Raw genomic sequence first — 19,504 nt, forward strand, 5'->3', positions numbered from 1 at the left:
ATCCTCCGAGCAGACATGAACGTCATGCATGCAGCGGCATGTAAAACATTCACTTGCTGAATGTGATGGCGGCCACTTCACTGGCGGGCATGACCAACCCACCCACCTCCGACATCGACCTCTTCGCCGACGAGGTCGTGCTCGACCCGTACCCCGTGTATGCCGAACTGCGGGAAGACGGCCCCGTCGTCCACCTCCGGCGGAACGACGTGTACGCGCTGACGCGGTACGACGTCATACGCGGCGCACTCGCGGACTGGGAGTCGTACTCCTCGACCTCGATCGCGTTCAACCCGATGGCCAACGACGCCCTCACCGGCACCTCGCTCGCGTCCGACCCGCCGGTGCACACTCGGCTGCGCGCCACGCTCACCGAGAACCTCTCGCCGCGCGCGCTGCGCGGTCTGCAGGGGCGGATCGAGGCCAAGGCGGACGCGCTCGTCGCCGAGCTCGTCGACAAGGGCTCCTTCGAGGCGATCGACGCCCTCGCCCGTGCCTTTCCCCTGGAGGTCGTCGCTGACCTGATCGGCTTCAGGGGCCACGTGCGGGAGAACATGCTGCGCTGGGGTCAGGCCGCCATGCAGGTCCTCGGCCCGATGAACCAGCGCACGGCCGAGAACTTCCCGATCGCCGGCGAGCTCTACGGATGGTGCTCCGAGGTCACGGCGGACGACCTGGAGGAAGGGTCCGTGGGCCGCGGCATCTTCGACGCCGAGGCACAGGGCGCCATCCCGCCGAACACGGCCGGCCACATCATCCACCAGTACCTGGGCGCCGGCGTCGACACCACCGTGGCGGCGATCGGCAACGTCGTCGCCCTCTTCGGCTCGCACCCCGACCAGCTCGACCTGGTCCGCAGTGATCCGTCGCTGGTGCCGGGAGCGTTCAACGAGGTGCTGCGCTTCTGGGCTCCCGTCCACGCCTGGGGCCGACGCGCCGTCAGGGACGTCGAGATCGACGGGGCCGTCGTCCCCGCGGGTGCGCAGATCGCGATCCTGTTCGGCGCAGGCAACCGCGACCCCCGGCACTACGAGAACGCGGACACCTTCCTCGTCGAGCGCGGTCCGGCCGACCATCTCTCGTTCGGCTACGGCCCACACGGCTGCGCGGGCCAAGGACTCGCCCGCCTGGAGGCCCACGCCGTGATCGAAGCGCTCTCCCGGCGCGTCAAGCGCCTCGTCGTCGGCCCCGAGGTCCGTGTCCCCAGCAACATCACCCGGAGCATCGAAGAGCTCCCCGTCCTGGAGGTGATCCCCGCATGAAGATCGTTCTCGACCGCCCCCGATGTGAGGGCCACGGCCTGTGCGAGGAGGCCGCCCCGCAGCTCATGCATCTCGACGACGAGGGCGAGCTGGTGCTCGACCGCGAGGATGTCGACGGAGCCGACGCCGCCCTGGCGAAGGCTGCGGCCCGCGTGTGTCCGGTCGCGGCGCTGAGGGTCGCATGAGCGGCGGCACGCTGAACCGCGTGGTCGTCGTCGGCAACGGGATCGCCGGGCTCACCGCGGCCGACACGCTCCGTGAGGCCGGCTTCGACGGCGAGCTGACCATCGTCGGCGACGAACCGCACCCTGCGTACAGCCGCCCGGCCCTGTCGAAGGCGCTCCTGCTCGACGGCGACGACATGTCGTCGCACGAGCTTCCACCGGCCGGGCACGGGGCGACGGAGCTGCTGGGTGTGCGTGCGACCGGGCTCGACCCCGAGCGCCGGATCGTCACCCTCGACGACGGCTCGGCGCTGCCGTACGACCGCCTCGTCCTCGCCACCGGCTCCCGCGCGCGACGGCTGTCCGAGCTGCCCGAGGAGTTCACCCTGCGCGGGCTCGACGACGCCCTCCGGCTGCGGGGCCGGCTGGCGGACCGGCCGTCGGTCGTCGTGGTGGGCGGAGGCGCGCTCGGCATGGAGATCGCCTCCGGATGTCTGGCCGTCGGCTGCCGGGTCACCCTGGTCTCCCAAGGGGTTCCCCTGATCACCCAGCTCGGTCCGTATCTCGCCGACGTGTTCGTCAAGGCCGCGCTGGACCTGGGGCTCACCCTCGTCGAGACCGGTTCGGCACGGCTCGAACAGCGCGCGGGGGAGGCCCGAGTGGTGCTCGACGACGGCGCCGTCCTCGAGGCGGACATCCTCCTGACCGCCGTCGGCGACGTGCCCAACACGGAGTGGCTCGCGGACACGGGGCTCACGGCGAAGGGCGTCGTCCCGGTCGACTCGCGAGGACTGGTCCGCCCCGACGTCGCCGCCGTGGGTGACCTCGCGGCCTTCCCCACTCCGCACGGGCTGCGCCGCGTCCCCCTCTGGAGCAGCGCGATCGAGCAGGCAAAGGTCGCCGCTGGGGCACTCGTACACGGCGACGACGCACCGCCGCTGCGGTTCCAGACGTACTTCTGGACCGAGCAGTTCGGGCTGAGCCTGAAGGTGGTGGGCGATCTGCCGCTGGACGGGGAACCGACGTACGTCGACGGCGGGCCTGGTGGCGGGCCGGCGTTGATGCGCTGGTCGCACGGCGACGGCACCGGTGTGGCCGCGGCGCTCAACTACCGGATCCCCATCCCCCGGCTGCGTCGTACTGCCCAGGCGGCCGCGTAGGGTTTGTTCCATGGGCGACCAGGGAGAGGGCACCACGGGCTCGGGGCTGGACCGACTGGCGTCGGTCAACCTCAACCTGCTGGTGCCCCTCCTCGCGCTCCTCGAGGAACGTTCGGTGACCAAGGCGGCGGAACGGGTCGGTCTGTCCCAGCCGGCGATGAGTCACGCCCTCACGAGGATGCGGCGGCTGCTGGGCGACGACCTCGTCGTCCGTCAGGGTTCGGGAGTCACGCTGACCCCCCGGGCACTGGAGCTGATCGCACCGCTGCGCGGCGCCCTGCAGCAGACCGCGCAGATCGTGGACTTCCCCGTCTTCGACCCCGCCAAGGACCAGCGCGTTGTCACCGTCGCCATGACGAACAGCACGGCCTTCGTCGTCGGCCCCCGGCTGATGCGGCTCGTCGCCGAGCGCGCTCCGCATGTCACGTTGCGGGTGCGTACGATCACGGTGCCGAACGAGGCCACCTTCACCGACAAGGGAGTCGACGTCGCGCTGATCTCCGAGGGACACTTCTCGCCCTACCCGCGCGAGCGCCTGTACAACGACCGCTGTGTGGTGGTGGCCTCGCCGGACGCACCGCCGGAAGCGAGCGCGCTCGATCTCCTGACCACCCAGCCGCACATCGTCGTGGACACCGATCGGCGCGTCTTCCCGTATCCGGTGCTGGAGGAGCAGGGGATCCCCTATCGCGTCGGCCTGTGGATCTCCGACTTCCTGCTGGTGCCGTTCCTGGTCGCACGCGCGAACGGCGTCGCCCTCCTGCGCCGCCAGGTCGCCGCCACCATGCGGACGCTTGCCGATCTGCGGATCGAGGAGTTCCCGTTCCCGCTTCCCGGGCTGGGGATCGACATGGTCTGGAACCCCCGACTGTCCGATCACCACTTCATCGAGTGGCTCCGGGCGCTGCTGTTCGACGCGGCGCCGAAACAGGGCTGACGCCCACCGCCCGGACCGTGTCGGTCAGGTCCGCAGAGCCACGTCAGGTCAGCAGATCCACCCAGCTGGCACTGAGCTCGTCCAGCATCTGCTCATGGGTGATCTTCCAGTCGGCGCGGTGCCAGTTCTGGGCGACGAAGTCGAGCTGCGCCATCGCGAGAACGCCCCGGAAGTGACGCTGATGAGGCTCGAATCGCCCGGCCGCCGTCAGTCCGTCCTCGATGTCGCTGATGGCCTCCTCCAGCCATCGCTCGACCAGGTCGGCCAGTTCCGGCTCGATCACCGCGGCATCGCGGCCGATGCGGATGATCGGCCGGATGGCCGGCCAGTTGTCGGCGGTTCGCCGCAGCCACGCCTTGATCGCTTCCGGTGTTCCGTCGACGACGGTGGCGACGAGGTCCTGCGCCGTCGAGCCGTGCTCGTGGGAGCGGACGCGCTGCAGCGCCTCGTTGAGCTGCTCGTCGATGAGTGCCTTCATCAGGTCGCCGCGGGAGGGGAAGTACGCGTAGAACGTGACGCGTGTGGTGCCCGCCGCGGTCGCGATGTCGTCGACCGTGGTGGCGGCATACCCCTTCGTCTTGAACAGCTCAAGTCCTGACTCCAGCAGCAGACGGCGCGTCATCTGCTTCTGCGCCTCACGAAGGTTCGCCATGACCGGATCCTAACGCGCCACTGCACGGCGAGCGTACACACCGGCTCCACGCTATACGCGTCGTAACGATGTTTAACGTGCCGTAAACCTAAGCTCTCTCAGGGGAGCAGGTCGACGGAGAGCCGTTCCCGCAACTCCGCGACCGTGGTGCCGTACGTCTCCAGGACGCGGACACCGTCCGGGCCGGTGGCGAAGACGCCGTGGTCGGTGTAGACGCGGCCGACGCAGGCGGTACCGGTGAGCGGGTACGTGCACGCGGGGACGAGCTTGGGGGCGCCGTCCCGGGTGAACAGCTTCATCATCACCAGCACCTGCCGCGCTCCGACGGCGAGATCCATCGCGCCGCCCACGGCGGGGATGGCGTCGGGGTCGCCGGTGTGCCAGTTGGCCAGGTCACCGGCTTGCGAGACCTGGAACGCGCCGAGGACGCACACGTCGAGGTGGCCACCGCGCATCATCGCGAAGGAGTCGGCGTGGTGGAAGTACGCCGCCCCGGGCAGCTCGGTGACCGGTACCTTTCCGGCGTTCGTGAGGTCGGGGTCCACCTCGTCGCCGGTCGCGGCCGGCCCCATGCCCAGCATGCCGTTCTCCGTGTGCAGCACGATCCCCGCGTCCGCCGACAGGTGCTCGGCGACCCCGGTCGGCTGCCCGATGCCGAGGTTGACGTAGGAACCGGGCGGGATGTCACGGGCGATGCGGGCCGCGAGCTCGTCGGTGCTCAGCGGGCCCCGGTCCGTGTGCTCCACGGACTGTGTGGTCGTTGCCGTCATCAGCGGGCTCCTTGCACGGTGAGCCGGCGGGCCTCGGCCCGCACGAGGCGGTCGACGTAGATGCCCGGGGTGATCACGTTCTCCGGATCGATCTCCCCGGCGGGCACCACGTCGGTGACCTGGGCGACGACCGTCGTGGCCGCCGTGGCCATGACGGGGCCGAAGTTCCGGGCGGTCTTGCGGTAGACGAGGTTGCCCATGGTGTCCGCGCGATGCGCCGAGATCAGGGCCACATCCCCCTTGATCGGGTACTCCAGGACGTGAGCACGTCCGTCGATCTCCCGGATCTCCTTGCCCTCCGCCAACGGGGTGCCGACGCCGACGGGGCAGTAGAAGGCCCCGATGCCCGCCCCGGCGGCCCGCATCCGTTCGGCGAGGGTGCCCTGCGGCACCACCTCCAGCTCCACCCGCCCGGCCCGGTACAGCTCGTCGAACACATAGGAGTCGCTCTGCCGGGGGAAGGAGCAGACGACCTTGCGCACCCGGCCCGCCTTGAGCAGTGCGGCCAGGCCCACGTCCCCGTTGCCGGCGTTGTTGGACACGACGGTCAGGCCACCGGCGCCCTGCCGGATCAGCGCGTCGATGAGGTCGAACGGCATGCCCGCCAGACCGAATCCGCCCACCAGGACCGTCGCACCGTCCTCGACGCCCGCCACGGCCTCGTCGGCCGTCGCCGCGATGGTCACGCCCATCAGCCGCTCACCTCGTCGGTGACGTTCTCCAGGACCACGGCGAGGGTCTGGCCCACGCCGATGCAGATGGCCGCGACGCCCCAGCGTTCGCGCCGCTCGCGCAGCACCTTCGCCGGGGTGCCGTTGAACCGGCCGAAGGGGGTGCGGGCAGCCGCGTAGAGATAGGCGTCGCTCACTGGGAGTGTCCTCCCACCAGGGCGGGGGACTCAGGCTCGTCGACACGGGCCGAGGACAGCGGGATCGGCGTGAACATGGGGGGCTCCTCGTCCGGCGTCAGCGCAGTCGGGCCGTACAGCCAGTCCACGAAGGCGTAGTCGTAGGTGTCGCGGGCACGCAGCAGCACATTGCGCTGCTCGCGGGCGACACCGTCGAGGTGCCACAGCTCGCCCCACTTGCGGGACGTGGTCAGCACGCGGCGGCAGTGCTCCGGGCGGACGGCCTCGTAGGCGGCGAGCGCGGCACTCCAGTCGACCGTGCCGTCCTCGGCGCGGTTGCGGGCGACGTGCTCGCCCAGCACCCAGCCGTCCTCGATGGCCATGATCGCGCCCTGCGCGATGTACTGCAGCGGCGGGTGCGCGGAGTCGCCGAGCAGCGCGATCCGGCCGTGGACCCAGTTCATGACCGGCTCGCGGTCGAACATCCGCCACCACTTTTCCCGCCACATGAACGGCAGGCCGTCCTGGACGAAGCCGCAGGTCTCGGCGAAGGCGTTGTCGAGCTCGTCCGGGGTGCCCCAGTCCTCCTGGCCGGCGAGGGCCTTGGGGGACTCGAAGACGGCGACCTGGTTGAGGAGTTCGCCGCCGCGCAGGCCGTAGTGGACGAAGTGGCAGCGCGGGCCGACGTAGACCACGACCTCGCTGAGGTCGATGCCATGGACACGGGGCGTCCCGGCGGGCACGGTGCCCCGGTAGGCGACGTACGCGGAGGAGACGGGCTGGTCGTCGACGAGGAGCTTGCGTGCGACGGAGTGCAGACCGTCGGCGGCGATGACCAGGCCGGCCTCGTGGACCTCGCCGGCGGCGAGGGTGACGCGGGCGCCGCCGTCGGCGTTCTCGTACGAGGTGACCCGGGAGTCGGTGACCAGCTCGACGCCGGCCCGCTCGCAGGCGCGCAGCAGCAGGCCGTGCAGGTCGCTGCGGTGGATCACCATGTACGGGTAGCCGTACCGCTTCTCCAGGTCGCGCAGGTCCAGGCGGGACAGTTCGCCGCCGTCGACCGCGTCGCGCATGACCATGGAGTCCGGAACGACGCCGAGGCTCTTGGCCTCCTCCAGGAGGCCGTAGTCGTCGAGGATGCGGGTGCAGTTGGGGGCGAGCTGGATGCCGGCGCCGACCTCGCCGAAGGCGGGGGCGCTCTCCAGCAGACGCACGTTCAGGCCCTGGCGGGTCAGCGAGAACGCCGCGCCCAGGCCGCCGATGCCGCCGCCGACGACGATCACATCAGGGTTCGTCATGGAACTTCCTCAACTCTCAGAGCCACGGGCCGAGCTCGGGAGCGTCGGCAAGCGTGTGGGGCCGCCCGGCCAGCCAGGCGGCGACCTCGGGGAGAGGGCCGTCGGGCAGCTCGGTGAGCCCGCGTTTGGTGCTGATCTCGTCGACCAGGGCGGACAGGAAGCCCGCCGGGAGGTCGGCGAAGGTGACGCCGGTGCCGAAGTCGACCGCGTGGACGCAGGTCTCGCGGGACCGCATCCAGGGCAACTCGGTGGCGGGGACGGTACGGCCCTGAGCGGTGACGACCTTGTTCTGCCACTGCTCGTCGGTCAGTTCGTCCAGGTCCGTGCCGAGCCGGCGGGCCGAGTCGGCCAGCCAGGCGCGCAGTTCGCCGACGGAGAGGGCCGGGCCCTTGGCGATGCCGGCGGCACGCTCCTCGGGGGAGGCGTACATCGGCGTCTCCTCGCCGGTTGCCGCCCAGTGCACGAGGTTGCACAGGGCGTCGGCGTTGGCGGCGACGTGCGCGGCCAGGTGCTTGCGGGTCCAGCCCGGCAGCAGACTGTCGGCGGCGAAGCCGGCCTCGTCGAGATCCTCGACGGCGGCCAGTACCAGCTCGGTGCCGGTACGGGCCCACTCGCGCGCGTCGGTGAACGTCCGCGGGGCGTCGGTCATTCCGCGACCACCTTGTTGGTGCAGGCGCCCAGGCCCGCGATCTCGGTGACCACGGTCTGGCCCGGGAGTAGGAAGACCTTGGGGTCGCGGGCGTTGCCGACGCCGGCCGGGGTGCCGGTGGCGATGATGTCGCCCGGGCGCAGGGTGATGACGGTGGAGATGTACTGCACCAGGAAGACCGGGTCGAACAGCAGCGTGCCGGTGTCGTCCTGCTGCATGACCTGCCCGTCGACGACGGTCTTGACCTCGAGCGCGGGGCGGACGCCGCCGGCCTCGTCGGGGGTGACGACGTAGGGGCCGACCGGGGTGGAGGCCTCCCAGATCTTGCCCTGGGTCCACTCGATGGTGCGGAACTGCCAGTCGCGCACCGAGATGTCGTTCATGACGGTGAAGCCGGCGATGGCGTCGGCGGCCTGCTGCTCGTCGGCGCGGCGGACCTGCTTGCCGATCACGACGGCCAGTTCGACCTCCCAGTCGAACGCGTCGGTCTCGGCCGGCTTGACGATGTCGTCGTTCGCGCCGATGAGGGTGTCGGCGAACTTCGGGAAGAGGGTCGGGTAGTTGGGGAGGTCCCGCCCCATCTCCTTGATGTGGTTGGTGTAGTTGTGGCCGACGCAGACGACCTTGGACGGGTTCGGGACGACCGGCGCGAAGTCCGCGCCCTCGACCGGGTAGGTGGTGCCGGAGGCGGCGGCGGCCTCGGCCTGCCAGTCGGCCTCGGCGAACAGTTCACCCAGGTCGGTGTAACCGAGGTCGACGTGGATGTCGCCGTCGAGGCGGACCGCCCGGGTGCCGTCGGCGGTGCGGATGGTGGCGAGCTTCATGGTCAGGCGTCCTTCTGGGTGCGGTTGAGCTGAAGCGCCTCGAAGACGGGCGCGTCGGAGAAGCGGAAGAGGTCGAGGCCGCCCTCGTCGGAGTCGGTCCCGCCGGCCTCGGACCTGGCGGAGAACGGTTCCCAGGACGGGACGACGAACAGGTCGCCGCGGCTGACCGTCCAGGACTTCTCCCCGACGGTCACGACACCGGAGCCGTCGAAGACCTGGTAGACCGACGAGCCGGTCTCGCGGACCGGCGCGGTCTCGGCGCCGCGGGCGATGCGGTGGAACTCGGCGCGGATGGTCGGCAGCACGTCGGAGCCGTCGTGCGGGTTGGAGTAGCGCACCGCGGCGTGGCCGGGCTCGACGGTGCCGCCGAAGCCCTCCTTCTCCAGCAGCAGCTGGTCGCGCAGGGCGGCGTCGGTGTACTCCCACTTGTAGGAGAGCAGCGGGCTGCCCGGGGTGGCCGGGGCGGCCGACAGCGGGCGCAGGCCCGGGTGGCCCCACAGGCGCTCGGAGCGCGACCGCTCCGGGGTGATCCGCTCGGCGTCGCTGATCTCGTCGCGGCCGAACTCGAAGAACTGCGCCTCGGTGGCGTACTGGAAGGGGATGTCCAGTCCGTCGATCCAGGCCATGGGCTCGGCGGTGGCGTTGTGGTGGGCGTGCCAGTTCCAGCCCGCCTGCGGGAGGAAGTCGCCGCGGTTCATCGGCACCGGGTCGCCGCCGACGACCGTCCACACGCCCGAGCCCTCGACGACGAACCGGAAGGCGTGCTGGGTGTGGCGGTGCTCGGGGGCGTCCTCGCCCGGCATGAGGTACTGGATGGCCGCCCACAGCGTCGGGGTGGCGAAGGGCCGTCCGCCGAGGGACGGGTTGGCCAGCGCGATGGCCCGGCGCTCACCGCCACGGCCGACCGGGACGATGTCGCCGGCCTGGGCTGCCAGGTCCCGCAGCCGCTGCCAGCGCCACATGTGCGGCACGGCGCGCGAGCGCGGGTGGGCCGGCATCAGGTCGCCGATCTCGGTCCACAGTGGGACGAGGAGTTCCTGTTCGAAGCCCCGGTACAGCTCTTCGAGCGCCGGGGTGACCTCGGGCTGCCCCTCCGCGGAGACGGCCTGCAGCCGGACCGGGGAACCCGAGGCGATGTCGTGGGCGATGGAGGACTGAGTCACAGGCCCAGCGTGCACTGTGTCTTCCAGGAGAACATGAAGATTCTGGAGAGCAGAATCCGAAGGGGCATGCCATGGACAAACCGCTCAAGACACCGCCGCCGTACCCGATCGCCAGCGTGGACCACGCGCTGCGAGCGGCGACCATCCTGCAGATGGAGGGCGGCGCGACCGTGTCGCAGATCGCCGAGCGGCTGGGCGTCGCCAGGTCGACAGCCCACCGGGTCCTGGCGATGCTCGTCTACCGGGACTTCGCCGTGCAGGACGAGGGCCGCATCTACCGTGCGGGGCCGGTGCTGGAACTCGCCGCGCACTCGCAGTCCCTCGTGTCGCGGCTGCGCGCGGCGGCTCTGCCCCATCTGCACCGGGTCGTCGATCTTCTGGACGAGACCACGAACCTGATCGTGCGCACCGGGGACACGGCCCGGTTCATCGCCAGCGTCGAGTGCCGGCAGGCGCTGCGGGTCGGTTCCCGGGAGGGCATGGTGTTCTCGGCCCACCGCACCACGGCGGGACTGCTGCTGCTCGCCGACCTCACCGACGAGGAACTGGAGGAGGTCTACGCCCCCGAGCGTTACCGCGACCGTCCCGCCGATCGGCCGGATCTCGCCCGGCTGCGGACGGAGCTCAGGCGTCTGCGCCGCAACGGGTTCGCCGTCAACAAGGAGCGATCCGAACGCGGTCTCGTCGCCGTCGGCGTACCGGTGCGCGACCAGGACGGCACCGCGCTGGCCGGTCTGTCGGTGTCGATGCCCAGCGTGCGCTACGACCCGCACCGCCTCCAGTCCCTGGTGGCCGCTCTGAACGCCACGGCGCACTCCCTGGAGAAGGACCTGACCGAGCAGCACTGAGCCCCTGGCGACACGACAGAGCGGTCGCCCGCCTTACAGCAAGATCGCTTCTCTGGGATAGTGCACACATCATTGACGTGGCGTAAAGCGAATGTCATTCTCCACGACATCGCGCCCGACTCGCGTCGTGCCCCTCTCCCCCACCGCGCACGCAGAGCCGAGCCCTTCCACGCTCTCAGGGCTCCCGCTTCCGGGACGCCCACCTTTCCCAGCCAGGGAGAACAGCAATGACGCTCAACAACGGGATGCCGACGTCCCCGGGCCCAACCGCGGGGGCCGCCCGGACACCGGGCTACGCGGGAACACTGGCTGCCGCCTGCTGCGCGGTCTTCGTGGCCCAGGTCGCGAACGCGCTACCGGCCTCGCTCCTCGGACTCTTCCAGCAGGACCTGAACACGCACGGTTCCCAGCTGACCTGGATCACGGCCGCGTTCATGATCGCCGTGGTCTGCTTCGAGTTCACCTTCGGTGTGCTCGGCGACCTCTTCGGACGACGAAGGCTGATCGTGGTCGGCACGGGCATGGTCGCCGTGGGCAGTGTCGTGGCCGCGCTCGCACCCACCGTCCAGGTTCTGTGGATCGGCGCCGCCCTGAACGGACTGGGCGCCGGCGCCATGTTCCCCGCCTCGCTCACCGCGATCACCGCCGTCACCCGCACCATGCGGGAACGGGCGCACGCGGTGGCAGTCTGGAGCGGCTTCCTGTCCGCCGGCGCCGCCGTCTCACCTCTGCTCGGCGGCATGTTCGCCAAGGTCGGATCGTGGCGCGGTTCCTTCTGGGTGCTCGTCGGACTCGCTCTGGTCAGCATGGTGCTCACCCTGGTGCTGGCCACGGAGTCGAAGTCGCCCGAGGGCCGCAAGCTCGACGTACCCGGTCAGATCACCTTCGCCCTCGGTCTCATCCTGGTGCTGTACGGCGCCGTCGAGGGGCCCGAGTCGGGCTGGACCACCCTTCCCGTCATCCTCGCCTTCGCCCTCGGCGCATGCTTCCTCGCCGGGTTCGTCGTGGTGGAGCTGGGGGCCGAATCCCCGATCTTCGACCTGAGGCTGTTCCGCAACCGGGCCTTCACCGTGTCGTCCGTCGTCGCCGTCATCGGCATGCTCGCCTTCCTCGGCGCCTGCTTCGCGATGAGCATGTGGATGGGACCGGTGCAGCATCAAAACCCGATCCGCGTCGCCATCCTCTTCCTGCTCCTCCAGGGGCCCGCCTTCCTGCTCATCCCGGTCGTCTCGCGGCTCCTCCACCGGGTCGCCGCGTCCTGGCTGCTGACCTCGGGATTCGTCCTGATGGCGATCGGCTGCCTGCTGTTCACCCGGCTGGACGTCACCGACCCGGGACTCGGCGCGTTCGTCGCGCCCGCCCTGCTGGTCGGCATCGGTTTCGCCCTGACCGTCAGCTCGGTGACGGCCGTGGCGCTGAACAGTGTGCCCCTGAACCTGGCCGGCATGGCCAGCGCCACCACCAACATGCTGCGCGACCTCGGCTTCGCGCTCGGCCCTGTCGTCGTCGGCGCGGTCGCCCTCAGCAACGCGGGGTCGTCGTTCGTGGCGAACGTGTCCGGCGCGGACCTGCCGGCCGGTCAGGTGGCAGCGGCACGCGGGATCGCCGAGGCCGGAGGGCCCATCGCCGTGAACAGCCTGCCGCCCGGCGCCCCGGGATCCGCAGCGCACGGTCTGGCCCTGGACGCCCTGGGCAGCGGCTTCAGCACCGCGTTCCTGGTGTGCGGCGTGGCGGCCGCCGTCGCCGCGGTGCTGACCTCCGTCGGCATGATCGGGGTCCACGCCCAACGTTCCACCGAGAACGAGGAGTCCGTACCCCTGCCGCACGGACGCGACGGCAGACCGGAATCGGCCCTCACCACGTAGGCGGACCGGCCGCAGGACTCCCCGAGCGGAGCTGCGCACGCGAAAGGGCACCGGCCATGACGGCCGGTGCCCTCCGCGCTCCCGGCCCCGGCCCCGGCCCCGGCCCCGGCAGGTCCCTCCCCGCTCCGGCAGACGTACCGGTGTTCACCGCTCTCGTCCCCGGCCGTACAGGTGCTCGCCCCGGCACCAGCCAGCTCCGAACGAAGCCGGACGGTAACGTGAGCGACGTCGTCTTCCGCCTCCGTCGGCCCCAGCCAAGGAACCAACGCCCCGTGGTACGTCGAAGCCAGACCAGCAACCCCCGCTCGGCCGTCGTGCTGACCTCGGGCGCCGACTGGGGTACCCGTGCCGCCGGGCAGCGCCGTGGAAGCGGGGCCGAGTTCCCGCTGCCCCGGCGCCAGGCCGCGAAGATCAAGGCACTGCAGCAAACCATCGAGGTGATACGCATGGCGATCAACGCCAAGCGCCGGCCTCAGGCGCGCTACATGCTCAGCCGGGCCCGAGCCCTCGTCAACGCTCTTCCCGCCGACCAGACCACGCAGGAACGCGAGCAGCTCTCACTGCTGCGGAAGAAGTTCGAGGCACGTGGCACGACGGCCGCCAAGAGCACCAAGAAGCCGAAGTCGATACCCGCCGCGCGGGCGGGCGGCAAGAAGGCGGCCGCGAAGAAGTCCACAGCGAAGGCCACGCAGAAGCCGGCACCCGCGCCGATTCCCGACCTCGGCAACCGTTACATCAACCGTGCCGCCCTCGGCTACACCGCCGCTGACGAGGCATGAGGCAGCACCGCTACCGCGCGCGGTGTGCCGCCCGCCTCCCCGGCACCTGCTCGCATCGACCCGCGCCCGGCCGTCAGGCCGGCGCCATGAACCAACCCGTTCCCCAACTCGCCACCCCTCCCTCGCGGCCCAGGCGTGCGCCTCGGCGTACACCTCGGCGGCGGGAGACGACACGGTCCATGAGACGGCGATGCGGTAGTCCGCACACAACGCCGACTCGCTGCCGCCGCCCAGGGCGTACCCGGTGACGACCGCGACCACCAGCTCGGGGATGCGCGGCGGTCCGGACGGAGCGTGCCCACACCCTGAGCGACTTCGGGACGAGGGTTCGACATCTGCTCCTCAGCTGTCGAAATCGACGGTCAGGCTGTCGGAGACAGGGAAGGTCTGGCAGGTCAGCACATACCCGGCGTCGACCTCGGCAGGTTCCAGCGCGTAGTTGCGCCGCATGTCCGACTCGCCCTCGGTGACCCGAGCGCGGCAGGTACCGCAGACGCCGCCCTTGCAGGCGAATGGCAGGTCGGGACGTACGCGGGAGGCCGAGTCGAGAAGGGTGGCCTCGCGGGAGAGTGCGGAGGTGGTGGAGCGGCCGTCCAGGACGACGGTGACCTGGCTGACCGGTCCGTCGGCCCAGGGCTCCTCGTGGCGTACGGCGGCGGGCTCCTCGCCTGCGAAGAAGAGTTCCTGGTGGACCCGGTCACTGGGCGCTCCCAGCTCGGCAAGCACCTTCTGGGCGTCCAGGACCATGCCGTGGGGGCCGCACAGCCACCAGTGGTCGGCTTCGGAAACGTCGACCAGGCCGTCGATGAGCGCGGCCAGCCGGTCGGCGTCGAGACGGCCGGTCAGCAGTTCGGCCTCGCGCGGTTCGCGGGACAGTACGTGCGCGAGCTGGAACCGGGCAGGGTAGAGATCCTTCAGGTCGGCCAGTTCGTCGGCGAACATCACCGAGTCGGTGCGCCGGTTGCCGTAGAAGAGGGTGACGCGGGACCGGTCGTCCGCGGCAAGGACGGACTCGGCGATGGAGACCATCGGGGTGATGCCCGAGCCGGCCGCGATGAGCACGTGCTGTCCGGGCGTGGACAGATCAGGGGTGAAGGCGCCGGTCGCACCCATCACCTCGATGGTGTCGCCCTGCCTCACCTCGTTCACCAACCAGGACGAGAACAGTCCACCGGGCACCACCCGCACCCCGATGCGGGGCCGGGCACCCACCGGGGAGCAGATCGAGTAGGAGCGCCGCTCGTCCCGCCCGTCGACTTCGCGCCGCAGCGTGAGCGACTGGCCGGGTGCGAAGGCGAACTCCTCGGCCAGCTCACCGGGGATGTCGAAGCTCAGCGCGACAGCGTCGTCGCACAGCCGCTGCACTGCCGCCACTTTCAAGGCGTGGAAGGCGGGGCGGCGGCGCGCCCGCCGCACCGGGGAGAGGGCGGCGGCTTCGGGAGCCAACAGGTCCTCCATCAGATCTCCTTGACGTACTCGAACGGTTCCTGGCAGGCCCGGCAGCGCCACAGCGCCTTGCAGGAGGTGGCGCCGAAGCGGGACGTCTCCTCCGTGTCGGTGGCGCCGCAGCGAGGGCACGACACGGCTCGGTGGGTGGCGGACAGGCTCAGCGGCACGGGCCCCGGCGACGGGCGCGGTGCGGGTCCGGGGGGTGCGATGCCGTGTTCGGCGAGCTTGCGGCGCCCCTCCGGGGTGATCCAGTCGGTGGTCCACGGGGGGTCGAGGACCGTGCGGACCTCCACACGCTCATAGCCGGCGTCCTTCAGCCGCGCCGCCACACCGGCCCGCATCTCGGGCATGGCCGGGCAGCCGGAATAGGTCGGCGTGAGTGCGGCGACGACCGTGCCGTCGGCGGCCACCGTCACGTCCCGCAACACTCCGAGGTCGGCCAGGGTGAGCATGGGCAGTTCGGGGTCGGGCACCTGCTCGGCGATGCGCCGGGCGTCCGTGAGCACGGTCACCATGTCGCCTCCGGGTGGGCGCGGGCCACGCTCTGCAGCTCGGTCAGCAGCGGGGCAAGGTGTTCGGTGTGGTTGCCTTCGCGGCCGGAGCCGGCCGTCTGCGGCGGTACGTCCGGCAGGGGCAGCCCTGCCGCTGTCGTGACCTGTCGCAGCACGGCGAGGACCTCGGTCCGCGCGTCGTGGGCCTCGAACAACTCCCCCAGGTGAGCGGCCACGTCGTCGAGGCCGGCGCGCATCCTGCGGTGGGACTCCGCGGTGCCGTCACCGAGTCGGACGACCCACTCGGCCGCGTACTGCCGGTGATAGGTCAGTTCTTTCACGCCCTTGGCCGCGATGGCGGCGAGTACCGGGTCGGCCGAGGCGGTGAGCCGCTCGAAGTGGGCCAGGCGCCAGCTGGCGAATACCAGCAGCCGTGCGATGGTGAACGCGAAGTCGCCGTTGGGCAGTTCTGCCAGGCGCACGTTGCGGAAGTCGTCCGCGTCACGGAAATAGGCGTAGGCGTCCTCGCCGCGTTCCGTGCCGTCGACCTGACCGCAGCGGGCGTAGAGGAGGCGGGCCTGGCCGAGCAGGTCGAGCCCGATGTTGGCCAGTGCCACCTCCTCCTCCAGCTCGGGTGCGCGGGTGGTCCACTCGGCCAGGCGCTGGGCACCGACCAGGGCGTCGTCGGCCAACACCAAGCACAGCGCGGCCAGTTCGGCGCGGTCGACCCCGTCCGGCACAGCGGAGCTCACCCCGTGCAGCGGATCCTCGAAACCGGTGCCGTAGGCCCAGCGGGCGTCGTCCTCGTGCCCCTCGGCGAGCGTCATGTAGACGTGGTCGTCACTCATGCCCTGCTCCTAGATGTGGGGGACGTCGTCGGGGATGTCGTAGAAGGTCGGGTGCCGATAAACCTTGTCGGCGCTGGGCGCGAAGAACGGATCCTTCTCGTCGCGCGTAGAGGCCGCGATGTGCTCGCTGCGCACCGCCCAGATGCTGACGCCCTCGTTGCGGCGGGTGTACAGGTCGCGCGCGTGCGTGAGCGCCATCGCGTCGTCGGCAGCGTGCAGCGAGCCGACATGAACATGGTTGAGTCCGCGCTTGCCGCGCACGAACACTTCGTACAGAGGCCAACCGTGCTTGTCGGAGGTCATGCCGCCGCTCCCTTCTTCGCGCTCGCTGCCTGCTTGGCCGCGTGTGCGGTCGCTGCTTCGCGCACCCAGGCGCCTTCTTCGTGAGCCGTCCGGCGGCGCTCCATCCGCTGGGTGTTGCACAGCCCGTCGCCCGTGATGACGCGCTTCAGCTCGTCCCAGTCCGGGGTGCCGAAGTCGTGATGGCCGCGCTCCTCGTTCCAGCGCAGCTGTGGGTCGGGCAGATTCACGCCGAGCTTCTCGGCCTGCGGGACGGTCATGTCGACGAACCGCTGGCGCAGCTGGTCGTTGCTGTGCCGCTTGATCTTCCAGGCCATCGACTGCGCGGAGTTCGGCGAGTCTTCGTCGGGTGGGCCGAACATCATCAGCGACGGCCACCACCAGCGGTTCACCGCGTCCTGCACCATCTCCCGCTGGGCTTCGGTGCCGCGCATCATTGTCAGCAACAGCTCGTAGCCCTGCCGCTGATGGAACGACTCCTCCTTGCAGATCCGCACCATCGCCCGCGCGTACGGCCCGTACGAGGAGCGGCACAGCGGCACCTGATTACAGATCGCCGCGCCGTCCACGAACCAGCCGATCACCCCGACGTCGGCAAAGCTCAGCGTCGGGTAGTTGAAGATCGACGAGTACTTCTGGCGCCCTTCGAGCAGTCGCTCGGTGAGGTCCGCGCGGTCGGCGCCGAGCGTCTCGGCCGCCGAGTACAGGTACAGGCCGTGCCCGGCCTCGTCCTGCACCTTGGCGAACAGGATCGCCTTGCGGCGCAGTGACGGCGCACGCGTGATCCACTCACCCTCCGGCTGCATGCCGATGATTTCTGAGTGCGCGTGCTGCGCCACCTGCCGGATCAGCGTCTTCCGGTAGCCGTCGGGCATCCAGTCACGCGGCTCGATCCGCTGGTCCCGCGCGATCGTCGACTCGAAGTGCTCCTGCAGCGCGGGAGGAGCGTCAAGTGCGGCCGACGAGCCGGCCTGCTGTGCAGTCATCCGTACCACCAATCCCTACCGACCGTTCGTTCGGTCGATGATATGACGAGGTTCCTGGGTTCTGGCAAGTGCCGAAGTGCGGTCAGTTCCCGGTGAAGGAGGGTGGCCGGCCATCGAGGAAGGCGCAGACGGCGGCACGGTGGTCCTCCGTCCGCCCGAGCCGCTCCTGCACCATGGCCTCCGCCTCCAGCAGTGCGGGCAGGTCGCCGCCGGCCGCAGCCCGGAGCAGCGTCTTGACCTCGGCATACGCGGCGCTGAGGCCGGTGGCCAGGCGCCGGGCCACACCGAGGCCCTGCTCGGTCGCGGCGCCGTCCGGCACCATGCGGTGGACGAGACCCGCCGCTCGGCCGCCTCGGCGTCGAAGCGGTCACCGAGCAGCATCAGGGCGGCTGCCCGCGAGCGCCGCTCAGCCCGCTGTCGGCGGCCAGGCCGATCCCGGTGAACGAGGTGGAGAATCGGGCGCCCTGGGCGGCCACCCGGAGGCCGGCGCAGAGCGCGAGGCCGAGACCGGCGCCGACGCAGGCGCCCTCGACGGCCGACGCTATTCGATGACGGCGACGCCGTCCCGCAGGGTGTACTCGACGGTGCGTTCGTCGGCCTGCGCCGTTTCGCTCACCGCCATGCGTAGAACCCCTGTCCGGTCTTGCGGCCGAGTTCGCCCCGGGCGACCTTCTCGCGCAGCAGCTGCGGCGGGGCGAATCGTTCGCCCAGCGTGGCGTGCAGGTGTTCCGCGATAGCCAGGCGCACGTCCAGGCCGACCAGGTCGGTCAGGCGGAGGGGACCCATGGGGTGCTTGTAGCCGAGTTGCATCGCGTCGTCGATGGCCTCGGGTTCCGCCACGCCCTCCTCGACCATGCGGATGGCCTCCAGTCCGAGGGTGACGCCGAGGCGGCTGCTGGCGAAGCCGGGCGAGTCCTTGACGACGACGTCCTTCTTGCCCAGGCAGCGCGTCCACTGCAAGGTCGCCTCGACCGTGGCGGCGTCCGTGCCCGGCGCCACCACGATCTCGACCAGGTCCGAGGCGGGCACCGGGTTGAAGAAGTGCATGCCCAGGAAGCGGCCGGGCCGGGTGAGGACGGCGGCCAGCTCGGTGACGGACAGAGAACTGGTGTTACTGGCCAGGACCGTCGTAGTGCTCACCGCCTGTTCGGCGGCGGCGAGGACGCGGGCCTTGAGCGCGGAGTCCTCCGGGACGGCCTCCACGACCAGGTCGGCTTCGGCGGGCAACGCGTCCACCGACTCCACGGTGGACACCCGGGCGAGAATCTCGTCCGCGGGTTCGGTGAGCAGGTCGCGTTCGGCGGCCCGCTTCAGTCCCGTGGCCACCCGGTCCAGGGCCGCGGCTGCGGCCTCGGCGCCGCTCTCGACCACGGTGACCGCGGAGCCGGCGGTCGCGTAGGACTGCGCAATGCCGGCGCCCATGCGGCCGCCGCCGATCACACCGACGACGGCCGGTGCGGTGGTTGTCATGCTCGGCTCCTCCTCTCCAGGAAGCGGGTCATGCGGTCCTTCTTGTCCTCGCCCTCGAACAACAAGGCCTGGGCCAGGTCGTCGGCGACCGGATGGGCGCCCGGCGAGTCGACGACGAGCTTGGTCAGGCGCAGGGCCGTGGCCGAGGACCTGGCCATGCGGTCCAGCAGCGCGTGCGCCTCGTCGAGCAGCTTCTCGACCGGCACGACGTCGATGACGAGCCCGGCCGCCAGGGCCGCCTGCGCGTCGAGATTCCGCCCGGCGAGCAGCACCTGCTTGGCGACCGACTCGCCGACCAGCTCGGGCAGCCGCCAGCATGCCCCGGCAGCGGCGAGGATGCCGAGCCCCGGCTCGGGGTTACCGAACACGGCGTCGGGCCCGGCGATGCGCAGGTCGCACGCGTAGGCCAGTTCCGCACCGCCGCCCAGGGCCCAGCCGTCGACTGCGGCGACGGTCGGCATCGGCAGGCGCCGTACCCGCTCGAACAGGCGGCTGTTGATGCCCTGCAGGGCCTCGTCCCGGCCGCGCTCGAGCAGTTCTGCGATGTCGGCGCCGCCCGCGAAAACGCGGCCGTGCCCGGTGAGCAACAGCAGCTTCGGCCGACGTTCCAGCTCGTCGCAGACGTCGTGCAGCTCGGCGATCATCCGGCCGCTGATGGCGTTGCGGGCGTCGGGCCGGTGCAGCGTGACGATCACTCGGTCGTCGCGCTCCTCGACCAGGAGGGTCTCGTAGGTCATGGCGT

General features: G+C 70.8%; 23 protein-coding genes and 1 pseudogene. 7 read left to right on the plus strand and 17 right to left on the minus strand.

Annotated elements, in window-relative coordinates:
* The first annotated feature begins 89 nt into the window (after positions 1–89).
* The 4 genes from OG972_RS10990 to OG972_RS11005 are packed head-to-tail and all read left to right on the plus strand — an operon-like array spanning position 90 to position 3,523.
* A complete protein-coding gene (locus OG972_RS10990) occupies positions 90–1,262 on the plus strand; it encodes a cytochrome P450 (RefSeq protein WP_266980568.1) in 1,173 nt (390 codons plus the stop codon).
* On the plus strand, positions 1,259–1,447 hold the full coding sequence (locus OG972_RS10995; protein ID WP_266980570.1) for a ferredoxin: 189 nt from the start codon (positions 1,259–1,261) through the stop codon (positions 1,445–1,447). The genes OG972_RS10990 and OG972_RS10995 overlap by 4 nt, the downstream gene beginning before the upstream one ends.
* Positions 1,444–2,586, plus strand: a complete 1,143-nt coding sequence (locus OG972_RS11000; protein ID WP_266980572.1) for an NAD(P)/FAD-dependent oxidoreductase — start codon at positions 1,444–1,446, stop codon at positions 2,584–2,586. Before OG972_RS10995 ends, OG972_RS11000 begins: the two co-directional genes overlap by 4 nt.
* 10 nt (positions 2,587–2,596) lie before the next feature.
* Positions 2,597–3,523 carry a LysR family transcriptional regulator gene (locus tag OG972_RS11005; protein WP_266980573.1) on the plus strand — a complete coding sequence of 309 codons (927 nt, stop codon included), beginning with the start codon at positions 2,597–2,599 and terminating at the stop codon, positions 3,521–3,523.
* 43 nt (positions 3,524–3,566) lie between these two features.
* Here OG972_RS11005 and OG972_RS11010 read toward each other — a convergent pair whose 3' ends face one another.
* The 8 genes and pseudogenes from OG972_RS11010 to OG972_RS11045 all read right to left on the minus strand — a co-directional run bounded on the left by OG972_RS11010 (position 3,567) and on the right by OG972_RS11045 (position 9,726).
* Entirely contained in the window at positions 3,567–4,175 is a 609-nt protein-coding gene (locus tag OG972_RS11010; protein WP_266980575.1) for a TetR/AcrR family transcriptional regulator, read from the minus strand.
* A gap of 98 nt (positions 4,176–4,273) precedes the next feature.
* The gene (locus tag OG972_RS11015; RefSeq protein ID WP_266980577.1) at positions 4,274–4,945 is read right to left on the minus strand and encodes a 3-oxoacid CoA-transferase subunit B; all 672 of its coding nucleotides are present in this window, start codon (positions 4,943–4,945) and stop codon (positions 4,274–4,276) included.
* Positions 4,945–5,637, minus strand: a complete 693-nt coding sequence (locus tag OG972_RS11020) for a 3-oxoacid CoA-transferase subunit A (protein WP_266980579.1) — start codon at positions 5,635–5,637, stop codon at positions 4,945–4,947. Before OG972_RS11020 ends, OG972_RS11015 begins: the two co-directional genes overlap by 1 nt.
* Positions 5,637–5,771 (minus strand): annotated as a pseudogene (locus tag OG972_RS11025) (3-oxoadipyl-CoA thiolase); the annotation flags it as partial. The gene OG972_RS11020 and the pseudogene OG972_RS11025, both read right to left, overlap by 1 nt.
* Before the next feature lie 38 nt (positions 5,772–5,809).
* Positions 5,810–7,090: an FAD-dependent oxidoreductase gene (locus OG972_RS11030; RefSeq protein WP_323135864.1), complete on the minus strand. Its 1,281-nt coding sequence runs from the start codon at positions 7,088–7,090 to the stop codon at positions 5,810–5,812.
* 16 nt (positions 7,091–7,106) lie between these two features.
* On the minus strand, positions 7,107–7,739 hold the full coding sequence (locus tag OG972_RS11035) for a maleylpyruvate isomerase family mycothiol-dependent enzyme (protein WP_266980581.1): 633 nt from the start codon (positions 7,737–7,739) through the stop codon (positions 7,107–7,109).
* Complete coding sequence (locus OG972_RS11040) at positions 7,736–8,563, minus strand: fumarylacetoacetate hydrolase family protein (protein ID WP_266980583.1); 828 nt, start codon at positions 8,561–8,563, stop codon at positions 7,736–7,738. Before OG972_RS11040 ends, OG972_RS11035 begins: the two co-directional genes overlap by 4 nt.
* 2 nt (positions 8,564–8,565) lie before the next feature.
* Positions 8,566–9,726, minus strand: a complete 1,161-nt coding sequence (locus OG972_RS11045; RefSeq protein ID WP_266980585.1) for a cupin domain-containing protein — start codon at positions 9,724–9,726, stop codon at positions 8,566–8,568.
* Positions 9,727–9,797: 71 nt separating this feature from the next.
* Between OG972_RS11045 and OG972_RS11050 the strand changes: the two genes are divergently transcribed.
* The 3 genes from OG972_RS11050 (at position 9,798) to OG972_RS11060 (ending at position 13,218) form a co-directional block, all read left to right on the plus strand.
* Positions 9,798–10,574: an IclR family transcriptional regulator gene (locus OG972_RS11050; RefSeq protein ID WP_266980586.1), complete on the plus strand. Its 777-nt coding sequence runs from the start codon at positions 9,798–9,800 to the stop codon at positions 10,572–10,574.
* Between the two features lie 227 nt (positions 10,575–10,801).
* Entirely contained in the window at positions 10,802–12,439 is a 1,638-nt protein-coding gene (locus OG972_RS11055) for an MFS transporter (protein WP_266980587.1), read from the plus strand.
* Between the two features lie 272 nt (positions 12,440–12,711).
* Positions 12,712–13,218, plus strand: a complete 507-nt coding sequence (locus OG972_RS11060; protein ID WP_266980589.1) for a hypothetical protein — start codon at positions 12,712–12,714, stop codon at positions 13,216–13,218.
* 342 nt (positions 13,219–13,560) lie between these two features.
* On the opposite strand, the gene paaE is transcribed toward OG972_RS11060, so the two are convergent.
* The 9 genes from paaE to OG972_RS11105 form a co-directional block, all read right to left on the minus strand.
* The gene (gene paaE, locus OG972_RS11065; RefSeq protein ID WP_266980591.1) at positions 13,561–14,676 is read right to left on the minus strand and encodes a 1,2-phenylacetyl-CoA epoxidase subunit PaaE; all 1,116 of its coding nucleotides are present in this window, start codon (positions 14,674–14,676) and stop codon (positions 13,561–13,563) included.
* Complete coding sequence (paaD, locus tag OG972_RS11070; protein WP_266980593.1) at positions 14,676–15,182, minus strand: 1,2-phenylacetyl-CoA epoxidase subunit PaaD; 507 nt, start codon at positions 15,180–15,182, stop codon at positions 14,676–14,678. Before paaD ends, paaE begins: the two co-directional genes overlap by 1 nt.
* Positions 15,176–16,006 carry a 1,2-phenylacetyl-CoA epoxidase subunit PaaC gene (gene paaC, locus OG972_RS11075; RefSeq protein ID WP_266980595.1) on the minus strand — a complete coding sequence of 277 codons (831 nt, stop codon included), beginning with the start codon at positions 16,004–16,006 and terminating at the stop codon, positions 15,176–15,178. Before paaC ends, paaD begins: the two co-directional genes overlap by 7 nt.
* Before the next feature lie 9 nt (positions 16,007–16,015).
* Entirely contained in the window at positions 16,016–16,309 is a 294-nt protein-coding gene (paaB, locus tag OG972_RS11080) for a 1,2-phenylacetyl-CoA epoxidase subunit PaaB (RefSeq protein WP_266980597.1), read from the minus strand.
* The gene (gene paaA, locus OG972_RS11085) at positions 16,306–17,292 is read right to left on the minus strand and encodes a 1,2-phenylacetyl-CoA epoxidase subunit PaaA (RefSeq protein ID WP_266980599.1); all 987 of its coding nucleotides are present in this window, start codon (positions 17,290–17,292) and stop codon (positions 16,306–16,308) included. The genes paaB and paaA overlap by 4 nt, the downstream gene beginning before the upstream one ends.
* An 82-nt stretch (positions 17,293–17,374) precedes the next feature.
* Positions 17,375–17,614: a hypothetical protein gene (locus tag OG972_RS11090; RefSeq protein ID WP_266980601.1), complete on the minus strand. Its 240-nt coding sequence runs from the start codon at positions 17,612–17,614 to the stop codon at positions 17,375–17,377.
* A gap of 58 nt (positions 17,615–17,672) precedes the next feature.
* A complete protein-coding gene (locus tag OG972_RS11095) occupies positions 17,673–17,837 on the minus strand; it encodes an enoyl-CoA hydratase-related protein (RefSeq protein WP_266990404.1) in 165 nt (54 codons plus the stop codon).
* A gap of 67 nt (positions 17,838–17,904) precedes the next feature.
* Positions 17,905–18,762 (minus strand): 3-hydroxyacyl-CoA dehydrogenase family protein, encoded by an 858-nt coding sequence (locus OG972_RS11100; protein ID WP_266980603.1) that lies wholly within the window; start codon positions 18,760–18,762, stop codon positions 17,905–17,907.
* A complete protein-coding gene (locus tag OG972_RS11105; RefSeq protein WP_266990406.1) occupies positions 18,759–19,499 on the minus strand; it encodes an enoyl-CoA hydratase/isomerase family protein in 741 nt (246 codons plus the stop codon). Before OG972_RS11105 ends, OG972_RS11100 begins: the two co-directional genes overlap by 4 nt.
* Positions 19,500–19,504: the final 5 nt, after the last annotated feature.

Origin of the sequence: Streptomyces sp. NBC_01669, assembly GCF_026339735.1 — a bacterium.
Taxonomy (GTDB): domain Bacteria; phylum Actinomycetota; class Actinomycetes; order Streptomycetales; family Streptomycetaceae; genus Streptomyces; species Streptomyces yanii.